The organism is Arenimonas sp. SCN 70-307, from assembly GCF_001724815.1.
Classification (GTDB): domain Bacteria; phylum Pseudomonadota; class Gammaproteobacteria; order Xanthomonadales; family Xanthomonadaceae; genus Arenimonas.
In genome coordinates this window covers 74,832-96,200 of record NZ_MEDO01000014.1, presented here as the reverse complement: position 1 = coordinate 96,200, position 21,369 = coordinate 74,832, and the positions used below count along the sequence as shown (strand labels likewise).

The following is a 21,369-nucleotide window of genomic DNA, read 5'->3' as shown; positions in this document are numbered from 1 at the left end:
CAGGGAGCCTCCGATGACCGCCAGCCGCCGCAACGACCCGTCCCGCAAGATCGCCGCCCCGCGCGGCAACCAGCTCAGCTGCCGCTCCTGGCTCACCGAAGCCGCGTACCGGATGATCCAGAACAACCTCGACCCCGAGGTGGCCGAGAACCCGGCCGAGCTGGTGGTCTATGGCGGCATCGGCCGCGCCGCGCGCGACTGGCCCAGCTACGACAAGATCCTCGAGACCCTGCGCACGCTGCGCGACGACCAGACCCTGCTGGTGCAGTCGGGCAAGCCGGTGGGCGTGTTCCCCACGCATCCCGACGCGCCGCGCGTGCTGATCGCCAACTCCAACCTGGTGCCGCACTGGGCCAGCTGGGAGCACTTCAACGAGCTCGATGCCAAGGGCCTGATGATGTACGGCCAGATGACGGCCGGCAGCTGGATCTACATCGGTTCGCAGGGCATCGTGCAGGGCACCTACGAAACCTTCGTCGAGATGGGCCGCCAGCACTACGGCGGCGACCTCACCGGCCGCTGGATCCTCACCGCCGGCCTGGGCGGCATGGGCGGCGCGCAGCCGCTGGCGGCCTCGCTGGCCGGCGCCTGCTCGCTCAACATCGAATGCCAGCAGTCGCGCATCGACATGCGCCTGCGCACCCGGTACGTGGACGAACAGGCCAGGGACCTCGACGACGCGCTCGCGCGCATCGAGAAGTACACCGCCGAAGGCAAGGCCATCTCGATCGCACTGCTGGGCAATGCCGCCGAAATCCTGCCCGAGCTCGTGCGCCGCGGCGTGCGCCCCGACGCCGTCACCGACCAGACCAGCGCCCACGACCCGCTGCACGGCTACCTGCCGGCCGGCTGGTCGCTGGAGGAGTGGTTCAGCGAGCAGAAGAACAACCCCGCGCGGGTCATCAGCGCCGCCAAGCATTCGATGCGCATCCACGTCGAGGCGATGCTCAACTTCGAGGACATGGGCGTGCCCACCTTCGACTACGGCAACAACATCCGCCAGATGGCCTTCGACGTGGGCTGCGAGGACGCCTTCGACTTCCCGGGCTTCGTGCCGGCCTACGTGCGGCCGCTGTTCTGCCGCGGCATCGGCCCCTTCCGCTGGGTGGCGCTGAGCGGCGACCCCGAGGACATCTACAAGACCGACGCCAAGGTCAAGGAACTGATTCCCGACAACCCGCACCTGCACCGCTGGCTGGACATGGCGCGCGAGCGCATCAGCTTCCAGGGCCTGCCGGCGCGCATCTGCTGGGTGGGCCTGGGTGATCGCCACCGCCTCGCGCTGGCCTTCAATGAAATGGTGAAGAGCGGCGAAGTGAGCGCGCCGATCGTGATCGGCCGCGACCACCTCGACTCCGGCTCGGTCGCCAGCCCCAATCGCGAAACGGAAGCCATGCTCGACGGTTCCGACGCCGTCTCCGACTGGCCGCTGCTCAACGCCATGCTCAACGTCGCCGGCGGCGCCACCTGGGTGTCGCTGCACCACGGCGGCGGCGTCGGCATGGGCTACAGCCAGCACAGCGGCGTGGTCATCGTCGCCGACGGCACCGAGGCCGCCGCCGCGCGCCTCGGTCGCGTGCTCTGGAACGACCCCGGCACCGGCGTGATGCGCCACGCCGACGCCGGCTACGACATCGCCAAGGCCTGCGCCCGCGAGCAGGGGCTGCAGCTGCCCATGCTCTGAGGCCAGATCGGACGGTCCTGGCGGCGATGCCCCTCGCCCCGGCCGGCGTACCCGGCCAGACTGCCGGGACACACCACGGAGGATTGCCAATGATCGGCTACGTCACCCTCGGCACCAACGACATGGCGCGTGCCTGCGCCTTCTACGACGCCCTGCTGGGCGAGCTGGGCGCCAGGCGCATCATGGAGGGCGATCGCTTCGTCGCCTGGGGAACCGGCATGCAGTCGCCGAGCGTCGGCGTGATCAGGCCCTTCGACGGCCAGGCCGCGACGCCGGGCAACGGCACGATGGTCGCGCTGGCGGTGCGCACGCCGGCCCAGGTCGATGCGCTGCATGCCCGGGCGCTCGCGCTCGGCGGCCGCGACGAGGGTGCGCCGGGCGAGCGTTTCAAGGGCTTCTACGCCGCTTATTTCCGCGACCCCGACGGCAACAAGCTCAATTTCTTCTGCATGGGGTAACGTGGCGGGGTGTTCTGGGAAACCATCAGCGCCGCGCGTGACCTGGGCCGCCTGCAGGAGGTGGCCTCGGTGTTCATGCGCTACGGCTTCGGCGACCTGGTGCGGCGCGTGGGGCTTTCCGGCGCGCTCGAGCGGGCCGGGCGGCTGGTGCGCTCCGAACACGTGGCCGAGCTGGCCACGCTGGCGCCGCCCGAGCGCGTGCGCCGCGCCTTCGAGGAAATGGGTCCGAGTTTCGTCAAGCTCGGCCAGCTGCTGGCCACGCGCGTGGACCTGTTCGCGCCCGAGTGGATCGCCGAGTTCGAGAAGCTGCAGAACCAGGTGCCGGCCGTGCCCTTCGACGAGGTGCGCGGCCAGCTCGAGGAAGACCTCGGCGGACCGGTCGATGCGGTGTTCGCCGCGTTCGACGAAACGCCCATCGCCGCCGCCTCCATCGCCCAGGTCTACCGCGCGCGCCTGAAGGACGGCAGCGAGGTGGCGGTGAAGGTGCGCCGCCCCGGCATCCGCCCGCTGGTGGAGGCCGACATGCGCCTGCTGCAGCGGCTGGCGCGCATCCTCGAGGCCGAGTCGCCCGAGCTGCGCCGCTACCAGCCCCAGGCCCTGGTGCGCCAGCTGCAGGCCTCGCTCTCGCGCGAGCTCGACCTGGCCGCCGAGTGCCGCCACGCCGAGCGCATCGCCGCCAACCTGGCCGACGAGCCGGCCGTGGTGGTGCCGCGGGTGCACTGGCCGCACACCTGCGAGCGCATGAACGTGCAGCAGTTCATCGACGGCATCCCGCTGGGCGACGAGGCCGCGCTGCGCGCCGCCGGCGCCGACCTGCACCGGCTGGCCCGCATCGGTGCGCGCGCCGGCATGAAGATGCTGTTCGAGGACGGCTTCTTCCACGCCGACCCGCACCCCGGCAACGTCATCCGGCTCGAGGGCGACCGGCTGGCGCTGCTCGACTTCGGCATGGTCGGGCGCCTGTCGGAGGCGCGCCGGCACCAGGTGCTCGACCTGTTCGATGGCCTGGTGCGCCGCGACGCCGGCCAGGTGGCCGAGGTGATGCTCGACTGGGCCGGCGAGGAGCGCGTGGACGAAGCGGCGCTGCAAACCGAAGTGGACGCCTTCATCGACCACTACCACGGCGTGCCGCTGGGCGAGCTGCGCCTGGGCAACATGCTCACCGAGATCGCCGCGATGCTGCGCGAGCACGCGGTGGTGCTGCCGGCCGACCTGGCGATGATGGTGAAGGTGCTGGTGACGCTCGAGGGCGTGGGCCGGCGCCTGGACCCGGACTTCGACATGGCCTCGGAAGCGGCGCCCTACCTGCGCCGCGCCATGCTGGCGCGCTATTCGCCGCGCGCGATCGCCCGCCGCGGGCGGCGCGCCGCCGGCGATACGCTGGAGCTGCTCTCCTCGCTGCCCGGCCAGCTGCGCCAGGCGCTGCGTGCGCTGCGGCAGGGCCGGATGAACGTCAACCTCGACGTCGAACGCCTCCAGGCCTTCGGCGACCAGGTGGCGCATTCGGCCAATCGCCTTACCGTGGGCATCGTGGTGGCGGCGCTGATCATCGGTTCGTCGATCGTGATGACGGTCGAGGGCGGCCCGACCTTGCTGGGCCTGCCGGTGTTCGGCCTGCTGGGTTTCCTCGGCGCCGCCGTGGGCGGCGTGTGGCTGGTGTGGACGATCTGGCGCAGCGGCGGCGGCCGCTGAGGCTCAGTCCGCGCCGCGCACCCTGATTTCGGCGTCGCCCCAGCGCACCACCTGGCCGGCGCGGATCTTGGCGGTCTTGCGCAGTTCGACCTCGCCGTCCACCGTCACCTCGCCGCTGGCGACGATGGCCTTGCCCATGCCGCCGCTGTCGCACAGCCCGGCCAGGCGCAACAAGTCATTGAGCGCCACAAACTCCCGATCCAAAACAAATTCAACCAGGTTCATTTTAGGTCAGCCATCTGATCAGTCTTGGTCATCTTTTTCCTACCTAAAATCAACCTGGTTCATTTGGGGTGGTGGGTTAGCCAGCGGTCGAGGGCGTTGGCGAAGGCTTGTACGTCGCGTGGGTGCAGGGCTGGCGGGCCGCCGGTGTTGACGCCGGCGCCGCGCAGTTCGTCCATGAAGTTGCGCATCGACAGGCGCTGGGCGATCGAGTCGGCGGTGTAGAGCTCGCCGCGCGGGTTGAGGGCCAGCGCGCCCTGGTCGAGCGCACGCGCGGCCAGGGGGATGTCGGCGGTCACCACCAGGTCGCCGGCGGTGCAGCGTTCGGCGATGGCGTCGTCGGCCACGTCCGGTCCGCCGGCCACCTGCATCGAGCGGATGAAGGGCGAGGGCGGGGTGCGGATCCAGCTGTTGGCCACCAGCACCACCGCCACCTTCGCGCGCCCGGCGGCGCGGAAGAGGATGTCCTTGATGAGGTTCGGACAGGCGTCGGCGTCAACCCAGATCGTCATGCGCGGCCGCTGCGTGGAGGGCCTGCAGTTTACGCGCCGCGGACAAAAAGAAGGCAGGGCCAACTGTCCCGAAACAGTTGAGTACCCTGCCGAAGGAGGTCAACGCCAGGGGGCGGTTGACTGCAATTCCGGTGGCCCGGGCTCCCCGACGAGGGTGGGTTGCGGGCGGGCAGGGACAGGGGAACATTCGCCGCCGCGGCCGGCAAGCGGGGCGGCCGGCGACAGGCCGGCTGGACAGGGAAGCATCGCTAACACCGCCTCGCCATGTGCCTGATGCACAAGGCCTGCGTCAGCGATTACCAGCAAATCCGGACAAGCTTTCGCTAGTTGTCCTTACCGGGTTAGAAACGCTAACCGGGCCGGCCCGCCGGGGCCGTCGCGGCGGCCTCGCGGCGCCCCTGGGCCCGGGCCAGCCCGAAGCCCGTGCCGGCCCAGGCCAGCGCCACCATTGCGCCGAGCACGCCCACCACCGCCGGGCTGGAGGCGATGGCATCGATGCCGGCCTTCACCCAGCCGCTGACGGCGTCGGCGCCGCGGTAGACGGCGGTGTCGATGACGTTCTTGGCCTTGTACTTCTGGTCCGGCGCGACCACGGTGAACAGCATCTCCCGGCCCGGCCGCGCCAGCGCGTACTCGCCGGCGCGCCGGGTGACCATCACGATCGCCAGCACCGCGAAGGTGGGCGCCATCGCCAGCCACAGGAAGCCGCCGACCATCACCACCGGCACCGTCGTCAGCAGCACCACCAGGCCCAGCCGGCGCACGATGCGGCCGGTGAGGAAGAGCTGGGTGAGGATGGCCAGGGTCTGCACCAGCGCATCGAGCAGGCCGAACACGCGGGTCTGGTCGATCGGGTCGGGGAAATGCATCTCCACCAGCCGCGCCTGCTCGAAGTACAGGAAGGTGGTCACCGTCGCCAGCAGCACCACGAAGGTGGCGATGCCCAGCAGGTAGGGCGAGCGCAGCACGGTGCCGATGCCGGCGAAGGGGTTGCCGCCCAGCGGCGCCCGCCGCGCCGGGGCGTCCGCGGCATCGAGCGGGTGCGCATCGCGCCAGCGCTGCAGCCACATCGCCGCCGCGGCCGAGCCCACCAGCAGCGCCGTGGCCACGGCCATCAGCCCGCCGTGTCCCAGCGGCCCGACCAGCACCAGGCCCATCGCCGGGCCCGCGAGGCCACCGGCGCTGGCGCCGGCGGCCACCAGGGCAAACAGGCGCTTGGCCTGGGAGGACGGCATCAGGTCGGCCAGCACGCTCCAGGCCACCGAGATCGCCAGCAGGTTGAACACCGACAGCCAGATGTAGAAGCCGCGCGCCAGCCAGGCATTGTCGGGCGCGGCGCTGATCGCCACCGCGAAGCCCAGCAGGTTGGTGGCGAAGAAGCCATACGTCCAGGGCAGGATGCGCCGGCGCGCCACGCGGCTGGCGATGGTGCCGAACAGCGGGATCGCCACCAGGGTGGCGATGAAGGTGCCGGTGAACAGCCACTGCAGGTTGCGCACGCCGCCGGCGATGCCCATGGTCTCGCGCACGGGCCGCAGCATGAAGTAGCCCGCGAACAGCAGGAAGAACATCAGCATGCCCGCCGCCACCGGCGGTAGTTCGTCTTCCTCGACGCCGAGGACCCGGGTCAGCAGGCGCCTGGCGAAGCCCGCGGCGTCGGTCATGTCAGCGGAACATCGCCACGAGTTCGGCGCGCTGCGCCTCGGTCAGGCGCGGGCCGCTGCCGGCCAGCAGGTTGTCGCTCTGGCGCTCGGGCTTGCCGGTGGCCGGGATGACCACCGTCACCGCCGGGTGGCTGGTGGCGAAGCGCAGGAACAGCTGCGCCCAGCTGCTGATGCCCACCTCGGCGGCCCAGCCCGGCAGGGCCTGGCCGGCCACGCGCGAGAACAGGCGGCCGTCGTCGAAGGCGCGGTTGATCATCACCGCCACGCCGCTGTCGGCGGCCACCGGCAGCACGCGCTTTTCTGCGTTCACCGCCGACACCGAGTAGTTGATCTGCACGAAGTCGGGCTTCTCGGCGGCGACGATGTCGGCCAGCTGGTCGTGGGCTTCGTCGCGGAAGTGGGTGAGGCCGATGTACTTCACCTTGCCCTGGGCCTTGAGCTCGCGCGCCAGCGCCAGCTGGGTGCGCCAGTCGCGCAGGTTGTGCACGGCCAGCAGCTCGACGCGGTCGGTGCGCAGGCGCCGCAGCGAGTCGGCGAACTGCGCCTCGCCGGCCGCGCGGTCGTCGGCGGCGAGCTTGGTGGCCAGCCAGATCCGGTCGCGCAGGCCCAGCTCGGCCAGCAGGTCGCCCAGCACGTCCTCGGCGTTGGAATAGTTGGGCGACGTGTCGATGACGCTGGCGCCGCCGGCGACGAAACGCCGCAGCACTTCCTTGAGCGGCTCGCGGCCGGCCACGTCCACTTCGAAGCTGCCCGAGGTGCCCATGCCGATCACCGGGATCTTCTCGCCGGTGGACGGGATGGCGCGCAGCTCGATGGCGCCGGTGGCCGGCGGCGTGAGTGCGAAGGCGGGCCGCAGCGCGGCGGCGGTGGCGACGGCGATGGCGGCGGACAGGAACTCGCGGCGGCTGGCCATGGCGATACCTCGTTGTTCACGGAAGCCCGGATGGTGTCCCAGCCTATGCGAAACTTCCGTTCAGCGGCCCCTGCCGTTGGTCAGGGCTCAGATCGCGCCGCCCGGCGGATCGTCGCGGAAGCTGCGCGCCGCGAGGCTGCGGGTGAAGCGGAACACGCCCTCGCGCACGACGCGGTGCAGCACGATGTCGATGATCGTGGTCTGGTTGGGTTCGATGACGCCGAGCAGGTCGGCGAGGCCCGCGCCCAGCCGCGTCGGCCAGTGTTCGACCAGCCGCTCCGGCCCGCGCGGCTGCAGCTTCAGGCCGTAGGGCGGCCGCGCGATACGTTCGGGCCGCAGCAGCTTGCCGCGTTCGTCGAGGATGGGCTCGCAGCCCGCGAGCGCGGCGTGGTTGAGGAAGAAGCTCACGTGCCCGGCCGCGCGCCGGTTGCCCTGGCGGTCGGTGAGGAAGCCCTCGGGCAGCTGGTTCGGGTCCCCCTTCGGACCGGCGGTGAGCAGCAGGTCGACGTCGCCCACGCGCGCGCCGGCGTCGTCGAGCAGGCGGAAGACCACCATCGCGTGCGGGTCGTGGATGTAGCGACGGTCGGGCAGCACCGGGATTTTTTCGAGCTCGACCCGCCGCGCCGGCGCCTGGTGCAACGCGTTGGCGGCCTCGAACTCGTCGCAGGCGCGCTGGTATCCGGCGTCGTCGGCCACCGCCAGGCAGCGCAGCACGGCGTCCACGGTCGGATGCGGCGCATCGTCGTCGCGCACGCTGGCGAGGATGCCCATGTCGGTGCCGCTGTGCGACAGCCCGGGCAGGATGCGAAACGCCGTGCGCGCCGAGCGCACGTTGGCGCGCAGCGACAGTTCGCCCAGCCGCTTGCGCGCCGAGGGCAGGGTTTCCCCGGCCGGTGCCGGCGGCTGCTCGAGCACGACGTGGCGGGCGTTGAGATTGGCCGCGGCCAGCCGCACTACGCCGTCGCCGCCGGTTTCGCCGGTGTAGGCATTGATGTGGTCGTAGAGCTTGCGGTCGATGGCGTCGCCGCACAGCACGAAGGGGAACACCGGGTTGGTGCCGCGGGTGAGGCCGAGCGCGGGGTATTCGTGGATCCATCGCAGGTTGAGCGCCAGCGACTCGGGGCTGGCGAGTTCGAGCCAGTCGAGCACGCCCTGGCCGGGCTCGACCCCGTTGAACCAGGCCTTGATGCCGGCCAGGCGGCCCTTGCCCAGCTGGGCCAGGGCCGAGCCGAAATTGGCCGGGGCCAGCATCACCAAGTGCGAGAGCGGGCAGTCGGCCAGGCGGCCGGTGCGCACGTAGTGGCGGTCGAGCCATTCGCGCACCACCGGCGCCCCGGTGCTGTGGGTGATGCAGGCGAAGCGCCGGCGCCCGCCGGCTTCGGCCAGCACCCGGCCGATGGCGTGTTCGAAGGCCCGGGCGATGTCCTCCACCCGCACCTCGTCGCGGAAGCTCACGTACTGGCCCAGGTGCACGTGGGCCACGTCGAGCCCCGGCCCCCCGCGGCGCCCGGCCTCGCGCCTGAGCCGGGCGGGCAGCTGGCCATAGGTGGCGGTGCTGGTCACCGACCAGCCGTGGACGAAAACGAGCAGGGGCTTGGCCATGGCGGGGTTTGCCGGGGGGGTCTCCGTGGTAACGTAACCGCCGGAACGGGAGGGACAATCGGTGAAGTTTCTGGAAGAGCGGCAGATGCTCGTCGGTCTGCTGGAGAAGGGGATGTACGTCAGTCGCCTCGACCGCGACTGGGTGGGTACGCCCTTTCCGTTCCAGGGCTTCGAGATTTCCTCCGACGACGACATCGAGCTGCTCTCGGCCTACTGCACCAGCGTCTTCATCGACGTCGAGAAGAGCGTTTCCCCCTCGCGGCCCTCGCTGCGGGTCTCGGCCGGCCCGCGCAACGTCTTCCCGCCGCGTGGCCCCGAGTACCACAACACCGTCGGGCTGGCCGAGGAGATCCCGCACGCCCGCGAAGCCCACGGCGGGCTGAGGGCCCTGGCGCAGCGCATCGCCGACGACGTGCGCAACGGCCGCCGGCTCGAGCCCGGCGTGGTGCAGGAAGCCATCGAACCGATGGTGGAAAGCCTGATCCGCAATGCCGATGCGCTGTTCTGGCTGATGGCGCTGATGAAGCGCGACGACTACGCCTACAGCCACGCCGTCAACTGCAGTGCCCTGGCGGCCGCCTTCGGCCGCCACCTGGCGCTGCCCCGCGAGGTGCTGGTCGAGCTGGCCACCGGCGGCTTCCTGCTCGATGCGGGCATGTCCAGCGTGCCGGCCGAACTCACCCACCACGACGGCACGCTCGACCCGGAGGCCATGGCGCTGATGCGCGGCCACGTCGGGCGCAGCATGGAATTGCTCGACCAGGCCGGCGTCACCGGCAAGTGGGCGCGCGAGCTGGTGGCCGGCCACCACGAGCGCCACGACGGCAGCGGCTACCCGCAGGGCCTGGCCGGCGACAAGATCCCGCTCGCCGGCCGCATCGGCGGCGTGGTGGACACCTACGACGCGCTGCGCAGCGACCGCCCGCACCGCAACGGCGAATCGCGCCACGGCGCCCTGCAGGCGCTCTACCGCGCCCGCGACCGGCTCTTCCAGTCCGAGGTGGTCGAGCAGTTCCTGCAGTGCCTGGGCGTCTATCCCACCGGCTCGCTGGTCGAGCTCAGCACCGGCGAGGTGGGCGTGGTGATGGCGCAGAACCAGGTGCGCCGCCTGCGCCCGCGCCTGATGCTGCTGCTCGACAAGGACAAGCAGCCCTACAGCCCGTTCCGCGACGTCGACCTGATGAACTACGGCGCCGACCTGGGCGACAACGCGGTCAAGATCACCCAGGCGCTGGAACCCGGCGCCTTCGGCCTCGACCCCGCCGAGCTGTTCCTCGCGTGAGGCGGGTGCCGCGATGATGATGCGCAACGGCGGACTGCCCGAACGCCTGGCCTCGCACCTCGAGGACAGCCGCGTCTCCGGCAGGCCGCTGGGCGTGCTGTGCCTGGGCATGCAGGGGCTGCGCCAGCTGCGCATCCGCGCCGGCTACCAGGCCATGGACGCCCTGCTGGCCGAAGCCGCCTCCCGCGTGCGCGGGGTGCTGCGCCCCGGCGACGAGCTGGTGGAGCTCGGCTCGGGCGACTTCGCCCTGGTGCTGCCCGGGCTGCGCGACGGCAGCCACGCGATGCTGGCGGCCTCCAAGCTGCTGCGGCAGTTCGAGGCGCCGATCATCGCCGACGGCCAGCCGGTGCTGGCGGCGGTGGCGGTGGGCATCGCGATGTATCCCGAGCACGGCGACAGCGCCGAGACCCTGTGCCGCCAGGCCGAGCAGGCGATGATGCAGGCGCGGCAGCTGCCCGACCGGATGCTGCTCGGGGGCACGCCGGTGCAGTCCACCAGCATCGACGCGGCCGAACTGCTGCAGGCCATCAACGCCGGCCAGCTGCTGATGCACCTGCAGCCGATCATGGACGTGCGCCAGCGCAAGGTGATCGGCGCCGAGGCGCTGGCGCGCTGGGAACATCCGTCCAAGGGCACGATCAGCCCCGCGGTGTTCATCCCCGTGGCCGAGTCTTCGGGAATGATCAGCCAGTTCACCCGCTGGTCCATCAATGCCTGCCTGCAGACGGTGGCCGAGGCGCGCGCCGCCGGCCTGCCGCTGGTGGTGTCGATGAACCTCTCGGCCACCGCCTTCGCCGAGCGCGGCCTGGTCGAGCAGCTCCTGGGCGGGCTCAGGCTCTGGAACGCCGAGCCGCGCGACCTGGTGCTGGAGGTGACCGAGACCGCCATCGTTTCCGACATCCAGCGCGGCGCCACGCAGCTGCGCCAGCTCAATGCGGCCGGCATCCGCGTCTCGATCGACGACTTCGGCGTGGGCAATGCCTCGGTGGCCTACCTCAAGGAATTCCCGGCCACGGAGATGAAGATCGACCAGTCCTTCGTCACCGGCATGCTCGGCGACCTGCGCTCGCTGCAGATGGTCAAGGCGATGATCGCCTTCGCCAGGCAGATGGGCATGCGCGTGGTGGCCGAGGGCGTCGAGGACGCCAACACGCTCGAGGCGCTGGGTGACCTGGGCTGCAACCTCGTGCAGGGCTGGGCGGTGGGCCGGCCCGAACCGGCCGGGGAGCTCATCGCCCGGCTGGCCCGCGGCGGCTGACGCCCGCGCGGTTCAGGACGAGGCGGCCGCCTCGTCCTCGCCGGCGTCCGCGGCCTGGGCGCCACCCTGGGGCAGGCGGCGGGGCACGCGGTTGGCGTCGAGCAGGCGCTCGATGCGGGCGAACACCTCGGCGCGCGAGAAGGGCTTTTTCATGAAGTCGTCGGCGCCGATGCGGTGCACGTAGAACTGCTCGGTGGCCTGTTCGTTGCCGCTGATCATGATCACCGGGATGTCGCGCGTGTACGGGTCCTTGCGCAGCTGGCGCAGCGCGGCGAAACCGTCCATGCCCGGCAGCACGATGTCCAGGAAGATCAGCTCCGGCGCCTGGGCGCGGGCGATCTCCAGGCCCTGCTCGGCGTCGGCCGCCTCGAGCACCTGGTAGTCGTTCTGGCGCAGCATGCGCGAGAGAAGGGCGACGATGGTCGGCGAGTCGTCGATCACCAGCATGCGGGTGCCGCTGCGGGCATTGGTGCGCGGCTTGCCCCGGCGCTCGGGGCCGGACGGCTGGGCCTCGGCGACCTCGGCCGGGCCCGCGGGCGTGGTCGCCCGCGCGGGCTTGCCGCCCCAGCCGAACAGGCGCTTGATCTTCTCGTAAACGTCCACGTGGCGTGGCTCCCCTGTTTTCCCCGCGCACAGTGTCCACGCCCCGGGCCCGGCTGGCAAACGCCCGGGCTGGACAGCGGCGGCGGCCTGGGCCAGTCTGCCGGCCCCAACCCGAGATGGAACCGCGATGGCCCCCAAGTCCACCGTGCACAAGGCCAGCCTGCAGGTCAGCGACATGGACCGGCACTACTACGCCGCCCACGAGCTGGTGCTGGCCCAGCACCCGTCGGAAACCGACGAGCGCGTGATGCTGCGGCTGCTGGCCTTCGCCCTGCACGCGCACGAAACCCTGGCCTTCGGCCGCGGCATCAGCACCGAGGACGAACCCGACCTGTGGCGCAAGGACCTCACCGGCGCGGTCGAGCAGTGGATCGAGCTCGGCCAGCCCGATGAATCGCGGGTGCGCCGCGCCTGCGGCCGCGCCGGCGAGGTGGTGGTGATCACCTACGGCGGCCGCGCCGCCGACCTATGGTGGGAGAAGAACGAGGCCGCGCTGGCGCGCTGCGCCAACCTGGTGGTGCTCGACGTCGCGCCGGAGGAATCGAAGGCCCTGGGCGCGCGCCTGGCCCGCGGCATGGACGTGCAGGTGATGGTGCAGGACGGCGTGCTGCAGTGGGTGGACGCCGCCGGCACGCTGGAGATCACGCCGCGGCTGCGGCGCGGGCGCGGCTAGTCGAGGCCCTTGGCCTCGGCGGTGCCGAGGTTGGCCGGCTCGGGCTTGTGCGCCGGCCCCGGCGAGAGCAGCGGGTGCAGGAACACGCCGGCCAGGATCACCACCACGCCCAGGTAGAACAGCCCGCCCAGCTCGCGCTGCTCGCCCAGCAGCACGATCGCCAGCACGATGGCGTAGATGGGCTCGAGGTTCACCGCCAGCTGCGCCGAGAACGCGCTCAGGTGCCGCAGCGCCACCAGCGACAGCGCGAACGGCAGCAGGGTGCAGGCCAGGGCCAGCACCAGCAGCAGGCCCAGGTCGCTCGCGCCCGGCAGCACCCAGGGCGTGCCGAACCAGGGCAGCACGGGCGTGAGCAGCGCCAGCGCGAGGCCACCCACGCCCAGCTCCACGCCGGTGACGGTGAGCGGGTCGGCCTCGTGCACGAAGCGCTTGTTGAGCGCGCCGAAAAAAGCCACCAGCAGCGCCGAGAGCGTGCCCACCACGATGCCCAGGTGCATGTCGGCCGGCACGCCGCCCACCACCAGGGCCACGCCCGGCACCACCGCCACGCCCAGCAGCAGTTCGCGCGGCGCGAAGCGCCGGCCGGTGATCCAGGGTTCCACCACGGGCACGAACACCGTGGCCAGCGCGATGCAGGTCACCGCGACCGAGGCGTTGGCCAGCTTGATCGCGCCGTAGAAGGTGAGCCAGTGCAGCGCCACCAGCAGCCCGATGCCCGAGTAGATGCCCCACAGCCGCGCCGGCAGCGCCCGCAGGCCTCGCCAGACCCGCGGCACCAGCATCAGCGCGGTGGCCACCAGGGCCATGCGCCAGACCACCAGCGCCATCGCGCCGAGGGTGATCAGCTTGCCGAGGATGGCGGTGAAGCCCCACAGCAGCACGCAGAAGTGCATCTGCAGGTGGGCCTTGCGGGTCGGATTCATGCGGGGTTGGCGAGGGCGCGTTTTTCAGCCGCGCTGAGCCGCTTGATGGCGTGTTCGGCCTTCAGCGCGCTTGAGCGGTCGGGGTGGGGGAAGCTGGCGAGCAGGCGCGCCGGCGGGTGCGAGCGGGTGTAGCGGGCGCCCTTGCCGGCCGCGTGCTGGGCGTAGCGGCGCGCCACGTCCACCGCCACGCCCGTGTACACGCTGCCGTCGGTGCATTCGATCAGGTAGACGAACCAGGCCATTCAGCCCTTGGGCGCGGCGATCGGCCGCACCGGCACCGACAGGTTGCACACGTCCACGTGGCCGGCCGGATGCACGTACCACTCGTCGCGGCGGTTGCGGCGCGATTCGACGTAGGCGTCCCAGGTGGCGGTGTCGGTGCGCATCACCTCGATGCGTGCGCGCGCCTCCTCGGGCACGTCCGTGGCCAGTCGCGCGGCCAGGATCGGCACGCGCTGCGCGGCGTCGGCGTAGAAGCCCAGCGGCCCGCTGCCGCGCGGCAGCACGCTCAGGCGTTCCATGCCCACGACCACGCGGCCGACGGTGGTGATGTTGAGGTCCAGCTGGCGCGGCGACTGGCCGATGACGACATACAGCTCGCTGCCGTTGCTGCTGTCGGGCGCGGCGGCGCGGCCGGCGCCGACGGTCCCGTAGCAGTGCGTGAGCCAGGCCTTGCCGGCCTTCGGGTCGCGCGCGGCGGCGAAGCCCCCGGCGAAGCCCACCTGCGGCGCCCAGCCATCCGGGTCGGGCAGGGCATTGAAGGCCAGGCCTTCGGCCGGGCGCGAGAACTCGGCCGGCAGCGCGGCCCTGGCTTCGCCCAGCGGACGGCGCAGCACCACCTCGTCGCCGGCCGGGTCGCCCCACTGCACCACGAAGTTGTCCTGCGAGCGGTTGATCGACAGGCCGTCGAAATAGTGGCCGCGGGCCAGCGCCTGGATGTTGGCCACGTGCTCGGGCGCGAACTGCGGCGCCAGCTCGACCACCACCATGCCCGAGGGCAGCTGCAGGTAGAGCGTGTTGGCCGGGTCGAGCGGGCGCCAGTCGGCCGGCGTCGAGGCGTCGATCACCTCCTGCGTGGTCAGGGCCTTGGCGGGCGCGGCGGCGGGCGCATGCGCGCAGGCGGCCACGGCCAGGGCCAGCAGCGGGGCGGTGAGGGCGGGGCGCAGGCGCATCGTTGGATCCTTGGCGGTGTGGTTCGTGGGCCGAAGGTTAGCGCAGCGCGGGCTCAGCGTGGGTCGGGCGGAGGTTCGTGCAGGGCGGCGAGCTGCTCCTGCATCTGGGTGATCACCGACTCCCAGTGCCGCGGCGCCTCGAACCAGGGGAAGGCCGGCGGGAAGGCCGGGTCGGACCAGCGCCGTGCGATCCAGGCGTTGTGGTGCAGCAGGCGCAGCGTGCGCAGGGCCTCGACCAGGTGCAGCTCGCGGCGGTCGAAGGCGCGGAACTGCTCGTAGCCCTCGAGCAGCCACTGCCAGCCGCGCGGGCCGTCTTCGCGGCGGCCGGCCAGCATCCACAGGTCCTGCACCGCCGGGCCCGAGAGGCAGTCGTCGAGGTCGACGAAGTGCGCCTGGCCCTCGCGCCACAGGATGTTGCCCGGGTGGCAATCGCCGTGCAGGCGCAGCGTGGCGATGGCGCCGGCGCGCTCCCAGGCCGCGTCCATCGCATCGAGCAGGGCTTCGGCCAGGGTTTCGAAGTTGGCCTCGAGTTCGGGCGGCAGCCAGCCGCCCTCGAGCAGGAAGTGCACCGGGTCTTCGCCGTGGCTTTCAATGCCGATGGCGCCGCGGTGCACGAAGGGCCGCGCCGCGCCGACGGCGTGCAGGCGGCCGAGCACGCGGCCCAGGTGGGCCAGGGTGTCGCGGTCGCCCAGCTCGGGCGCGTGGCCGCCGCGGAGCGGGAACAGCGCGAAGCGGTGGCCGCCGGCGTGGTGCAGGGTGCGGCCGGCGAAAGCCAGCGGCGCCACCACCGACAGCTCGGCGGCCACGAGTTCGGCGGCGAAGGCGTGCTCTTCCTCTATCGCCTCGTCGCTCCAGCGCCCGGGGCGGTAGAACTTGGCCACCAGCGGCGCGCCGTCTTCGATGCCGATGCGGTAGACGCGGTTCTCGTAGCTGTTGAGCGCCAGCACGCGGCCGTCGGCGTGCAGGCCGAGCGATTCGACGGCGTCGAGGATGCGGTCGGGGTCGAGGTTGGCGTACGGTGTGCCGGCGTCGCTCACCGGCCGGGCAGCTCGAGCGCGGTGGCGCGCGCCGCCAGCGCGGCGCTGAGGTAGGCGTGCGAGCCGGCCGCGCTGAAGCCGGCGCGGGCGAAGGCCTTGCGGTACCAGGCCGCGGGCCTGCGCTGCAGCCCGACCAGGTCGCCGACGATCTCGTCGCCCTCGGCGAACACTTCCAGGAAGGCGACGCCGTGGCACAGGCGCGAAAACTCCTTCAGGCCGCGCAGCAGCTCGTCGTCGGGCAGGTAGTGCATCACGTCCGAGCACACCAGCAGGTCCACCGATTCCGACAGCGGCAGCGCAGCCAGGTCGCCGAAGGGCATCCAGTGCAGGTTGCGGCGCGCGCCGTAGCGTTCGATGGCGTAGTCGCTGTTGTCCACGCCCAGGTAGCGCAGCTTCGGCCGCAGCCTGAGCAGCGGCGCGCGCCAGGCGCCTTCGCCGCAGCCGACGTCGAGCACCGACTTGAGCGGCCGGCCCAGGTGGTATTCGGCCACCGACACCGCCAGCGCCACCTTGCGCGCCAGCGCCGCGCCGCCGCCGAGGTCGCGCTTGCGGTACCAGCCGTCGAAGTACCTCTTGTCGTAGACCTTGCTCACGCCGCCGCCTTGCGCCGGTGCAGCAGCCAGGCGGCGAAGATGGCGCCGGTGAGGTACATGCTCAGCGCGTAGATCGCCGGGGCGATCGAGGCCTGGGCGCGGCCCAGCACCTCGATGGCGATGAAGATGGCCAGGGTGCCGTTGTGGATGCCGATCTCGAAGGCGATGGCGATCGCCTGCGGCTCGCCCAGGCGCACGCCTCGCGCCACGAAGTAGCCCGAGAGCAGGCTGACGAGGTTGAACAGCACCGCCGCCACGCCCACCACCGGCGCGTAGGCGCGCACGATCTCCCACTCGGAGGCGAAGGCGATGACGATCAGCGCGCCCAGCAGCAGCGAGGACAGGTGGCGCACGGGCTTTTCGGCCGCGGCCGCCAGCGCCGGGCGCCAGGCGCGCAGCGCCATGCCCAGCGCGACCGGGCCGACGATGAGCAGCGCCACTTCGACCACCTTGCGGGTGGGCGGCGGCACGCTGGCCTCGGCGCCGAGGAAGACCGACAGCGCCAGCGCCGTCCACAGCGGCAGCGTCACCAGGGCCAGCAGGCTGTTGATGGCGGTGAGGCTGATGTTGAGCGCCACGTCGCCGCGGGCGAGGTGGCTGAAGAGGTTGGCGGTGACGCCGCCGGGCGAGGCCGCCAGCAGCACCAGGCCCAGGGCCAGTTCACCGGGCAGGTCGAAGGCGCGCGCCAGCCCGAAGGCCACCGGCGGCAGCAGCAGGACCTGCACCGCCAGCGCCACGGCCATGGCCTTGGGCAGGGCCACCACGCGGCGGAAGTCGGCCAGGGTCAGGTGCAGGCCGAGGCCGGCCATCACCACGGCCAGGGCCAGCGGCAGGAACAGCACGAGGACCGGGTTGTCGGCCATCAGGCGGGCATCCCGATCAGCACCGAGCGCATCGAGATGGGCCCGACCACGTCGGCGTTGATGAATTCGACGCTGTCCTCGTCGCGCTGCAGGCCCAGCGCGTACAGCAGCGGCAGGTAGTGCTCGGGCGTCGGGATGGCGAGCAGGGCGTCGGGGCCGAGGGTTTCATAGCCCATCATGCCCTCGTGGTGGCCCTCGGCGATGCGCTCGGCGATGTCCTCGTCGAAGCGCTGCGCCCAGTCCAGCGGCTCGGTCTGGCCCAGGCGCCAGTAGCGCAGGTTGTGCACGATGTTGCCGCTGCCCACCACCAGCACGCCTTCGTCGCGCAGCGGGTCGAGCTGGCGCGCCAGGTCGTAGTGCCAGGCGCCGGGCTGCAGGCTCGACAGGCTCAGCGGCACCACCGGGATGTCGGCCTCGGGGAACATGGGCTGCAGCACGCTCCACACGCCGTGGTCGAGGCCGCGGTGGGAGTCGAGGTGCACGCGCGGACTGGTGACCAGTTCAGCCACCCGGTGCGCCAGCTCCGGGCTGCCCGGGGCCGGGTAGCGCACGTCGAACAGGGCCTTGGGGAAGCCGCGGAAGTCGTGGATGGTGTCCGGCTTCTCGGCCGAACCCACGTAAACGCCCTGGGTTTCCCAGTGCGCCGAGATGCACAGGATGGCCTTCGGGCGCGGCAACCGGCGGCCCAGGGCCTGCCAGGCCCGCCGCCAGGCGTTGTCCTCGATGGCGTTCATGGGCGAACCGTGCCCGAGGAACAGCACGGGCATCGGACCTGGCATGGACGCGGCGCTCATCGAAGCAGACTCCGGGGGGCTGGGACTGCCCCCCAAGTTACCCAAGGCGGCGAGGGATGCAAGACGCAGGCACCCCGCGGGCCCATGACTTGCGGCACTGCCGGGCCAGGGGCGGCTAGGTATTATTGAGTCCACACTATCCGCAACCAGCGGGTATGACTCACACCGGGACAGGCCATGGTCGACACCGAGACCCACCAGAAGAAGTTCCAGAAGGAGCTCAGCGCCGGCACCGTCTCGTTGGTGCTGCTGGCGGTGCTGGCGCGGTCGGACGAGCCGCTGTACGGCTACCAGATCGCCAAGCGCCTCGAGCAGACCGGCGATCCGCTGCTGGGCGGCAAGCAGAGCGCGCTCTACCCCGTGCTGCGAAACCTCAGCGGCGCCGGGCTGGCCGAGAGCCACGTCGAGCCCTCGGTCAGCGGCCCGCCGCGCCGCTACTACCGCATCACCACGCTGGGCAGGCAGGTGCTGGCCGAATGGGCCGGCAGCTGGCGCACCACCCGCGACTCCGTCGATTCCGTGCTGGAAGGAAACCTCACATGACCGCCGTGCTCCCGCGTTCCATCCCCGAATACCTCGAGCAGCTGCGTGCCGCCCTGCGCGGCGCCGACCCGGCCCTGGTGCAGGACGCGCTCTACGACGCCGAGGAATACCTGCGTTCCGAGCTGGCCGCCAACCCCGGCATGGCCGAGGCCGAGCTGATCGCCTCGGTGGCCTCGAGCTATGGCGCGCCCGAGGAAGTGGCCGACATCTACCGCGACACCGAGGTCAAGGTGACGCGCGCCCTGCGCGCGCCGCCGGCGCCGCCGCGCGCCAGCACCTCGGGCCGCTTCTTCGGCGTGGCCTCCGACCCGCGGGCGTGGACGGCGCTGTTCTACATGCTGCTCTCGCTGGCCACCGGCATCGTCTACTTCACCGCGGTGGTGACCGGCGCGAGCCTCTCGGGCGGCCTGGCGCTGACCATCATCGGCATCCCGGTGGTGATCCTGTTCGTGGGCCTGGTGCGGGTGCTGTCGCTGGTGGAAGGACGCATCGTCGAAGTGCTGCTGGGCGAGCGCATGCCGCGCCGGCCGGTGTACGCCAGCCGCGAGCTGCCCTGGCTCGAGCGCATCGCCGCCATGTTCACCGACCCGCGCACCTGGAGCACCATGCTCTACCAGCTGCTGATGCTGCCGCTGGGCGTCCTGTACTTCACGGTCGCGGTGACCCTGGGCGCGCTCTCGCTGGGCCTGGGCCTGGGCGGGCTGGCCGCGCTGCTGCAGGGTTTCGGCCTGCCGATGGGCGAGCTCGAGTTCAACGACGGCGTCATCAACGGCCCCGGCGGCGCTGCGATCGTCATGCTGGTGGGCACGCTGCTGTTCTTCGTCACCCTGCACCTGGCGCGCGGCATCGGCCGCCTGCACGGTGCGCTGGCCAAGCAGCTGCTGGTCAAGACCTCGCAGCAGTGAGCGCTCCGCGACGGCCGGTCCGCCGGCCGTCGCTTGAAGCCAACGGGCTTTGCAGTAAGGTGTCGGCCTGAGCGCGACACCGGAGCCCGTGATGTCAGACCCCCTGGCCCAGCCGCTGCGGCTGCCCTGCGGTGCCACCCTCGGCAACCGCCTGTGCAAGGCGGCCATGACCGAAGGCCTGGGCGATTCGCGCCTGCGTGCCACCGAGCGCCTCGACCGCCTCTACGCCGCCTGGAGCGAGGGCGGCGCCGGCCTGCTGATCACCGGCAACGTGATGATCGACAAGCGCGTGCTCGAGCGCCCCGGCAACGTCGCCATCGACCCCACCTTCGCGCCGAGCGTGGACGCCGAGGCCCGCGCGCGCCTGCGCCGCTGGGCCGCCGCCGGCACCCGCGCCGGCAACCACCTGTGGATGCAGGTCTCCCACGCTGGCCGGCAGTCGCCGCGCTATGTCACCCGCCAGCCACTGGCGCCCTCGGACGTGCAGCTCGACCTGATGGGCAACTACGCCCGCCCGCGCGCCCTGCGAGAGGACGAGATCGTGGCGCTGGCGGCGCGCTTCGGGGAGGTGGCCGCCATCGCCCGCGACACCGGCTTCACTGGCGTGCAGGTGCACGGCGCGCACGGCTACCTGATTTCCAGCTTCCTCTCGCCGGTCACCAACCGCCGCACCGACGCCTGGGGCGGCCCGCTGGCCAATCGCGCGCGTTTCCTGCTCGAAGCCGTGCGCGCGGCGCGCAAGGCGGTGGGGCCGGATTTCCCGGTGTCGGTGAAGCTCAATTCCGACGACTTCCGCAAGGGCGGCTTCAGCCACGCCGACTGCCTGGGCGTGGTGGAGCTGCTCAGCGGCGAGTCGGTGGACCTGCTGGAGATCTCCGGCGGCAACTACGAACAGCCGCGCCTGCTGGGCGTCAGCGGCCGCGACGGCGACGCGGTGCAGGTGCGCGCCAGCACCCGCGTGCGCGAGGCCTACTTCCTCGAATACGCCGCCGCCATCCGGCGCGTGGCGCGCATGCCGCTCATGGTGACGGGCGGCTTCCGCACCCGCGCCGGCATGGAGGCCGCGCTGGCCAGCGGCGACACCGACGTGATCGGCCTGGCCCGCCCGTTCTGCACCCACCCCGACGTGGCGCGGCGCCTCCTGGCCGGCGAGATCGACGAACTGCCGGCCTTCGAGCACCGCCTGCACCTGCGCCCGCGCGGCCGGCTCTCGCCGGCCAGCCCCTGGCTGCTGGCCAAGATGGTGAACGTGCTCGGCGCGCAGGGCTGGTACTACCAGCAGATGGAGCGCCTGGCCGACGGCCGCCCTTTCGATCCGGGCCGCGGCGTGATGCGCTCCTTCGCCCGTTATTGGTGGAACGACCTGACCCGCGCCGCCGCGCTGCGCAGGAAGGAGTAAGGACATGACCCACGATCCCCTGCACGGCGACGAGCCGCTGACCGACGACGCCGTCATCGCCGCGATGCGCGAGTGGCTGGAGAAGGCCGTGATCGGCCTCAACCTGTGCCCCTTCGCCAAGGCGGTGCACGCCAAGCGCCAGATCCGCTACGTGGTCAGCCAGGCCACCGACGAGGAAGGCCTGCTCGAGGACCTGCTGCACGAGCTGCAGCTGCTGGCCGCGGCCGACGCCGCCGACATCGAGACGACGCTGCTCATCCACCCCTTCGTGCTGGGCGATTTCCTCGGCTACAACGATTTCCTCGACATCGCCGACGCCGCCGTCGAGGAGCTCTCGCTCGAGGGCGTGCTGCAGGTGGCCAGCTTCCACCCGCGCTACCAGTTCGCCGATGCCGACCCGGACGACATGGGGAACTTCAGCAACCGCGCGCCGTATCCCACGCTGCACCTGCTGCGCGAGGACAGCGTGGACAAGGCGGTGGCGGCCTTCCCGGACGCCGACCGCATCTACGAAGCCAACATCGAGGCCCTGCGCAAGCTGGGCCCCGAGGGTTGGAAGGCGCTCTGGCGCAAGTAG

The 21,369-nt window shown here is 71.7% G+C and carries 23 protein-coding genes; 10 read left to right on the top strand and 13 right to left on the bottom strand.

The window, feature by feature from the left end; translation table 11 throughout:
• Positions 1–13: 13 nt before the first annotated feature.
• The 3 genes from hutU (at position 14) to ABS41_RS06775 (ending at position 3,834) form a co-directional block, all read left to right on the top strand.
• On the top strand, positions 14–1,684 hold the full coding sequence (hutU, locus tag ABS41_RS06785) for a urocanate hydratase (RefSeq protein ID WP_290592209.1): 1,671 nt from the start codon (positions 14–16) through the stop codon (positions 1,682–1,684).
• Between the two features lie 89 nt (positions 1,685–1,773).
• Positions 1,774–2,142 (top strand): VOC family protein, encoded by a 369-nt coding sequence (locus ABS41_RS06780; protein WP_290592208.1) that lies wholly within the window; start codon positions 1,774–1,776, stop codon positions 2,140–2,142.
• Positions 2,143–2,151: 9 nt separating this feature from the next.
• The gene (locus ABS41_RS06775) at positions 2,152–3,834 is read left to right on the top strand and encodes an AarF/UbiB family protein (RefSeq protein WP_290592207.1); all 1,683 of its coding nucleotides are present in this window, start codon (positions 2,152–2,154) and stop codon (positions 3,832–3,834) included.
• Between the two features lie 3 nt (positions 3,835–3,837).
• Here the strand turns inward: ABS41_RS06775 and ABS41_RS06770 are convergent, their stop codons facing one another.
• From ABS41_RS06770 to ABS41_RS06750, 5 genes are all read right to left on the bottom strand, one after another.
• Complete coding sequence (locus ABS41_RS06770) at positions 3,838–4,059, bottom strand: RNA-binding S4 domain-containing protein (protein WP_290592206.1); 222 nt, start codon at positions 4,057–4,059, stop codon at positions 3,838–3,840.
• A 59-nt stretch (positions 4,060–4,118) separates the two neighbouring features.
• A complete protein-coding gene (locus ABS41_RS06765; RefSeq protein WP_290592205.1) occupies positions 4,119–4,568 on the bottom strand; it encodes a YaiI/YqxD family protein in 450 nt (149 codons plus the stop codon).
• Between the two features lie 350 nt (positions 4,569–4,918).
• Positions 4,919–6,232 (bottom strand): MFS transporter, encoded by a 1,314-nt coding sequence (locus ABS41_RS06760; protein ID WP_290592204.1) that lies wholly within the window; start codon positions 6,230–6,232, stop codon positions 4,919–4,921.
• Between the two features lies 1 nt (position 6,233).
• On the bottom strand, positions 6,234–7,145 hold the full coding sequence (locus ABS41_RS06755) for an aldo/keto reductase (protein WP_290592203.1): 912 nt from the start codon (positions 7,143–7,145) through the stop codon (positions 6,234–6,236).
• Positions 7,146–7,232: 87 nt separating this feature from the next.
• Positions 7,233–8,747, bottom strand: coding sequence for a phospholipase (locus ABS41_RS06750; RefSeq protein WP_290592202.1), 1,515 nt, complete (start codon positions 8,745–8,747; stop codon positions 7,233–7,235).
• A 61-nt stretch (positions 8,748–8,808) separates the two neighbouring features.
• Between ABS41_RS06750 and ABS41_RS06745 the strand changes: the two genes are divergently transcribed.
• Positions 8,809–10,029, top strand: a complete 1,221-nt coding sequence (locus tag ABS41_RS06745; RefSeq protein ID WP_290592201.1) for an HD-GYP domain-containing protein — start codon at positions 8,809–8,811, stop codon at positions 10,027–10,029.
• A 13-nt stretch (positions 10,030–10,042) separates the two neighbouring features.
• The gene (locus ABS41_RS06740; protein WP_290592200.1) at positions 10,043–11,287 is read left to right on the top strand and encodes a bifunctional diguanylate cyclase/phosphodiesterase; all 1,245 of its coding nucleotides are present in this window, start codon (positions 10,043–10,045) and stop codon (positions 11,285–11,287) included.
• A 12-nt stretch (positions 11,288–11,299) separates the two neighbouring features.
• Here the strand turns inward: ABS41_RS06740 and ABS41_RS06735 are convergent, their stop codons facing one another.
• Positions 11,300–11,890 (bottom strand): response regulator, encoded by a 591-nt coding sequence (locus tag ABS41_RS06735; RefSeq protein WP_290592199.1) that lies wholly within the window; start codon positions 11,888–11,890, stop codon positions 11,300–11,302.
• 127 nt (positions 11,891–12,017) lie between these two features.
• Here ABS41_RS06735 and ABS41_RS06730 point away from each other — a divergent pair, with 127 nt between their 5' ends.
• Positions 12,018–12,563: a YaeQ family protein gene (locus ABS41_RS06730; RefSeq protein WP_290592198.1), complete on the top strand. Its 546-nt coding sequence runs from the start codon at positions 12,018–12,020 to the stop codon at positions 12,561–12,563.
• On the opposite strand, the gene ABS41_RS06725 is transcribed toward ABS41_RS06730, so the two are convergent.
• From ABS41_RS06725 to ygiD, 7 genes are read right to left on the bottom strand one after another with little or no spacing between them, the layout of a single operon-like run.
• Positions 12,560–13,486 (bottom strand): DMT family transporter, encoded by a 927-nt coding sequence (locus tag ABS41_RS06725; RefSeq protein WP_290592197.1) that lies wholly within the window; start codon positions 13,484–13,486, stop codon positions 12,560–12,562. The genes ABS41_RS06730 and ABS41_RS06725 overlap by 4 nt on opposite strands.
• Positions 13,483–13,728 (bottom strand): GIY-YIG nuclease family protein, encoded by a 246-nt coding sequence (locus ABS41_RS06720; RefSeq protein ID WP_290592196.1) that lies wholly within the window; start codon positions 13,726–13,728, stop codon positions 13,483–13,485. Before ABS41_RS06720 ends, ABS41_RS06725 begins: the two co-directional genes overlap by 4 nt.
• Positions 13,729–14,658 carry a peptidylprolyl isomerase gene (locus ABS41_RS06715; protein WP_290592194.1) on the bottom strand — a complete coding sequence of 310 codons (930 nt, stop codon included), beginning with the start codon at positions 14,656–14,658 and terminating at the stop codon, positions 13,729–13,731. It abuts the gene before it with no gap.
• A gap of 53 nt (positions 14,659–14,711) precedes the next feature.
• Positions 14,712–15,695 (bottom strand): serine/threonine protein kinase, encoded by a 984-nt coding sequence (locus ABS41_RS06710; protein WP_290592192.1) that lies wholly within the window; start codon positions 15,693–15,695, stop codon positions 14,712–14,714.
• Positions 15,692–16,288, bottom strand: a complete 597-nt coding sequence (locus tag ABS41_RS06705; protein ID WP_290592190.1) for a class I SAM-dependent methyltransferase — start codon at positions 16,286–16,288, stop codon at positions 15,692–15,694. The genes ABS41_RS06710 and ABS41_RS06705 overlap by 4 nt, the downstream gene beginning before the upstream one ends.
• On the bottom strand, positions 16,285–17,151 hold the full coding sequence (locus ABS41_RS06700; RefSeq protein ID WP_290592188.1) for a bile acid:sodium symporter family protein: 867 nt from the start codon (positions 17,149–17,151) through the stop codon (positions 16,285–16,287). The genes ABS41_RS06705 and ABS41_RS06700 overlap by 4 nt, the downstream gene beginning before the upstream one ends.
• On the bottom strand, positions 17,151–17,945 hold the full coding sequence (gene ygiD, locus ABS41_RS06695; protein ID WP_290592186.1) for a 4,5-DOPA dioxygenase extradiol: 795 nt from the start codon (positions 17,943–17,945) through the stop codon (positions 17,151–17,153). Before ygiD ends, ABS41_RS06700 begins: the two co-directional genes overlap by 1 nt.
• Positions 17,946–18,122: 177 nt before the next feature.
• Here ygiD and ABS41_RS06690 point away from each other — a divergent pair, with 177 nt between their 5' ends.
• The 4 genes from ABS41_RS06690 (at position 18,123) to ABS41_RS06675 (ending at position 21,369) form a co-directional block, all read left to right on the top strand.
• A complete protein-coding gene (locus tag ABS41_RS06690; RefSeq protein ID WP_290592184.1) occupies positions 18,123–18,488 on the top strand; it encodes a PadR family transcriptional regulator in 366 nt (121 codons plus the stop codon).
• Positions 18,485–19,393 carry a sensor domain-containing protein gene (locus tag ABS41_RS06685; RefSeq protein WP_290592182.1) on the top strand — a complete coding sequence of 303 codons (909 nt, stop codon included), beginning with the start codon at positions 18,485–18,487 and terminating at the stop codon, positions 19,391–19,393. Before ABS41_RS06690 ends, ABS41_RS06685 begins: the two co-directional genes overlap by 4 nt.
• A gap of 91 nt (positions 19,394–19,484) precedes the next feature.
• Complete coding sequence (locus tag ABS41_RS06680; RefSeq protein WP_290592180.1) at positions 19,485–20,792, top strand: NADH:flavin oxidoreductase/NADH oxidase family protein; 1,308 nt, start codon at positions 19,485–19,487, stop codon at positions 20,790–20,792.
• A 4-nt stretch (positions 20,793–20,796) separates the two neighbouring features.
• Positions 20,797–21,369 carry a DUF1415 domain-containing protein gene (locus ABS41_RS06675; RefSeq protein WP_290592178.1) on the top strand — a complete coding sequence of 191 codons (573 nt, stop codon included), beginning with the start codon at positions 20,797–20,799 and terminating at the stop codon, positions 21,367–21,369.

Bases quoted from the DNA above. Each gene is read 5' to 3' on its own strand.
- hutU (WP_290592209.1), top strand. From the start codon at position 14: ATGACCGCCAGCCGCCGCAACGACCCGTCCCGCAAGATCGCCGCCCCG.
- ABS41_RS06780 (WP_290592208.1), top strand. From the start codon at position 1,774: ATGATCGGCTACGTCACCCTCGGCACCAACGACATGGCGCGTGCCTGC.
- ABS41_RS06770 (WP_290592206.1), bottom strand. From the start codon at position 4,059: ATGAACCTGGTTGAATTTGTTTTGGATCGGGAGTTTGTGGCGCTCAAT.
- ABS41_RS06765 (WP_290592205.1), bottom strand. From the start codon at position 4,568: ATGACGATCTGGGTTGACGCCGACGCCTGTCCGAACCTCATCAAGGAC.
- ABS41_RS06760 (WP_290592204.1), bottom strand. From the start codon at position 6,232: ATGACCGACGCCGCGGGCTTCGCCAGGCGCCTGCTGACCCGGGTCCTC.
- ABS41_RS06755 (WP_290592203.1), bottom strand. From the start codon at position 7,145: ATGGCCAGCCGCCGCGAGTTCCTGTCCGCCGCCATCGCCGTCGCCACC.
- ABS41_RS06750 (WP_290592202.1), bottom strand. From the start codon at position 8,747: ATGGCCAAGCCCCTGCTCGTTTTCGTCCACGGCTGGTCGGTGACCAGC.
- ABS41_RS06740 (WP_290592200.1), top strand. From the start codon at position 10,043: ATGATGATGCGCAACGGCGGACTGCCCGAACGCCTGGCCTCGCACCTC.
- ABS41_RS06730 (WP_290592198.1), top strand. From the start codon at position 12,018: ATGGCCCCCAAGTCCACCGTGCACAAGGCCAGCCTGCAGGTCAGCGAC.
- ABS41_RS06725 (WP_290592197.1), bottom strand. From the start codon at position 13,486: ATGAATCCGACCCGCAAGGCCCACCTGCAGATGCACTTCTGCGTGCTG.
- ABS41_RS06720 (WP_290592196.1), bottom strand. From the start codon at position 13,728: ATGGCCTGGTTCGTCTACCTGATCGAATGCACCGACGGCAGCGTGTAC.
- ABS41_RS06715 (WP_290592194.1), bottom strand. From the start codon at position 14,658: ATGCGCCTGCGCCCCGCCCTCACCGCCCCGCTGCTGGCCCTGGCCGTG.
- ABS41_RS06700 (WP_290592188.1), bottom strand. From the start codon at position 17,151: ATGGCCGACAACCCGGTCCTCGTGCTGTTCCTGCCGCTGGCCCTGGCC.
- ygiD (WP_290592186.1), bottom strand. From the start codon at position 17,945: ATGAGCGCCGCGTCCATGCCAGGTCCGATGCCCGTGCTGTTCCTCGGG.
- ABS41_RS06690 (WP_290592184.1), top strand. From the start codon at position 18,123: ATGGTCGACACCGAGACCCACCAGAAGAAGTTCCAGAAGGAGCTCAGC.
- ABS41_RS06685 (WP_290592182.1), top strand. From the start codon at position 18,485: ATGACCGCCGTGCTCCCGCGTTCCATCCCCGAATACCTCGAGCAGCTG.
- ABS41_RS06680 (WP_290592180.1), top strand. From the start codon at position 19,485: ATGTCAGACCCCCTGGCCCAGCCGCTGCGGCTGCCCTGCGGTGCCACC.
- ABS41_RS06675 (WP_290592178.1), top strand. From the start codon at position 20,797: ATGACCCACGATCCCCTGCACGGCGACGAGCCGCTGACCGACGACGCC.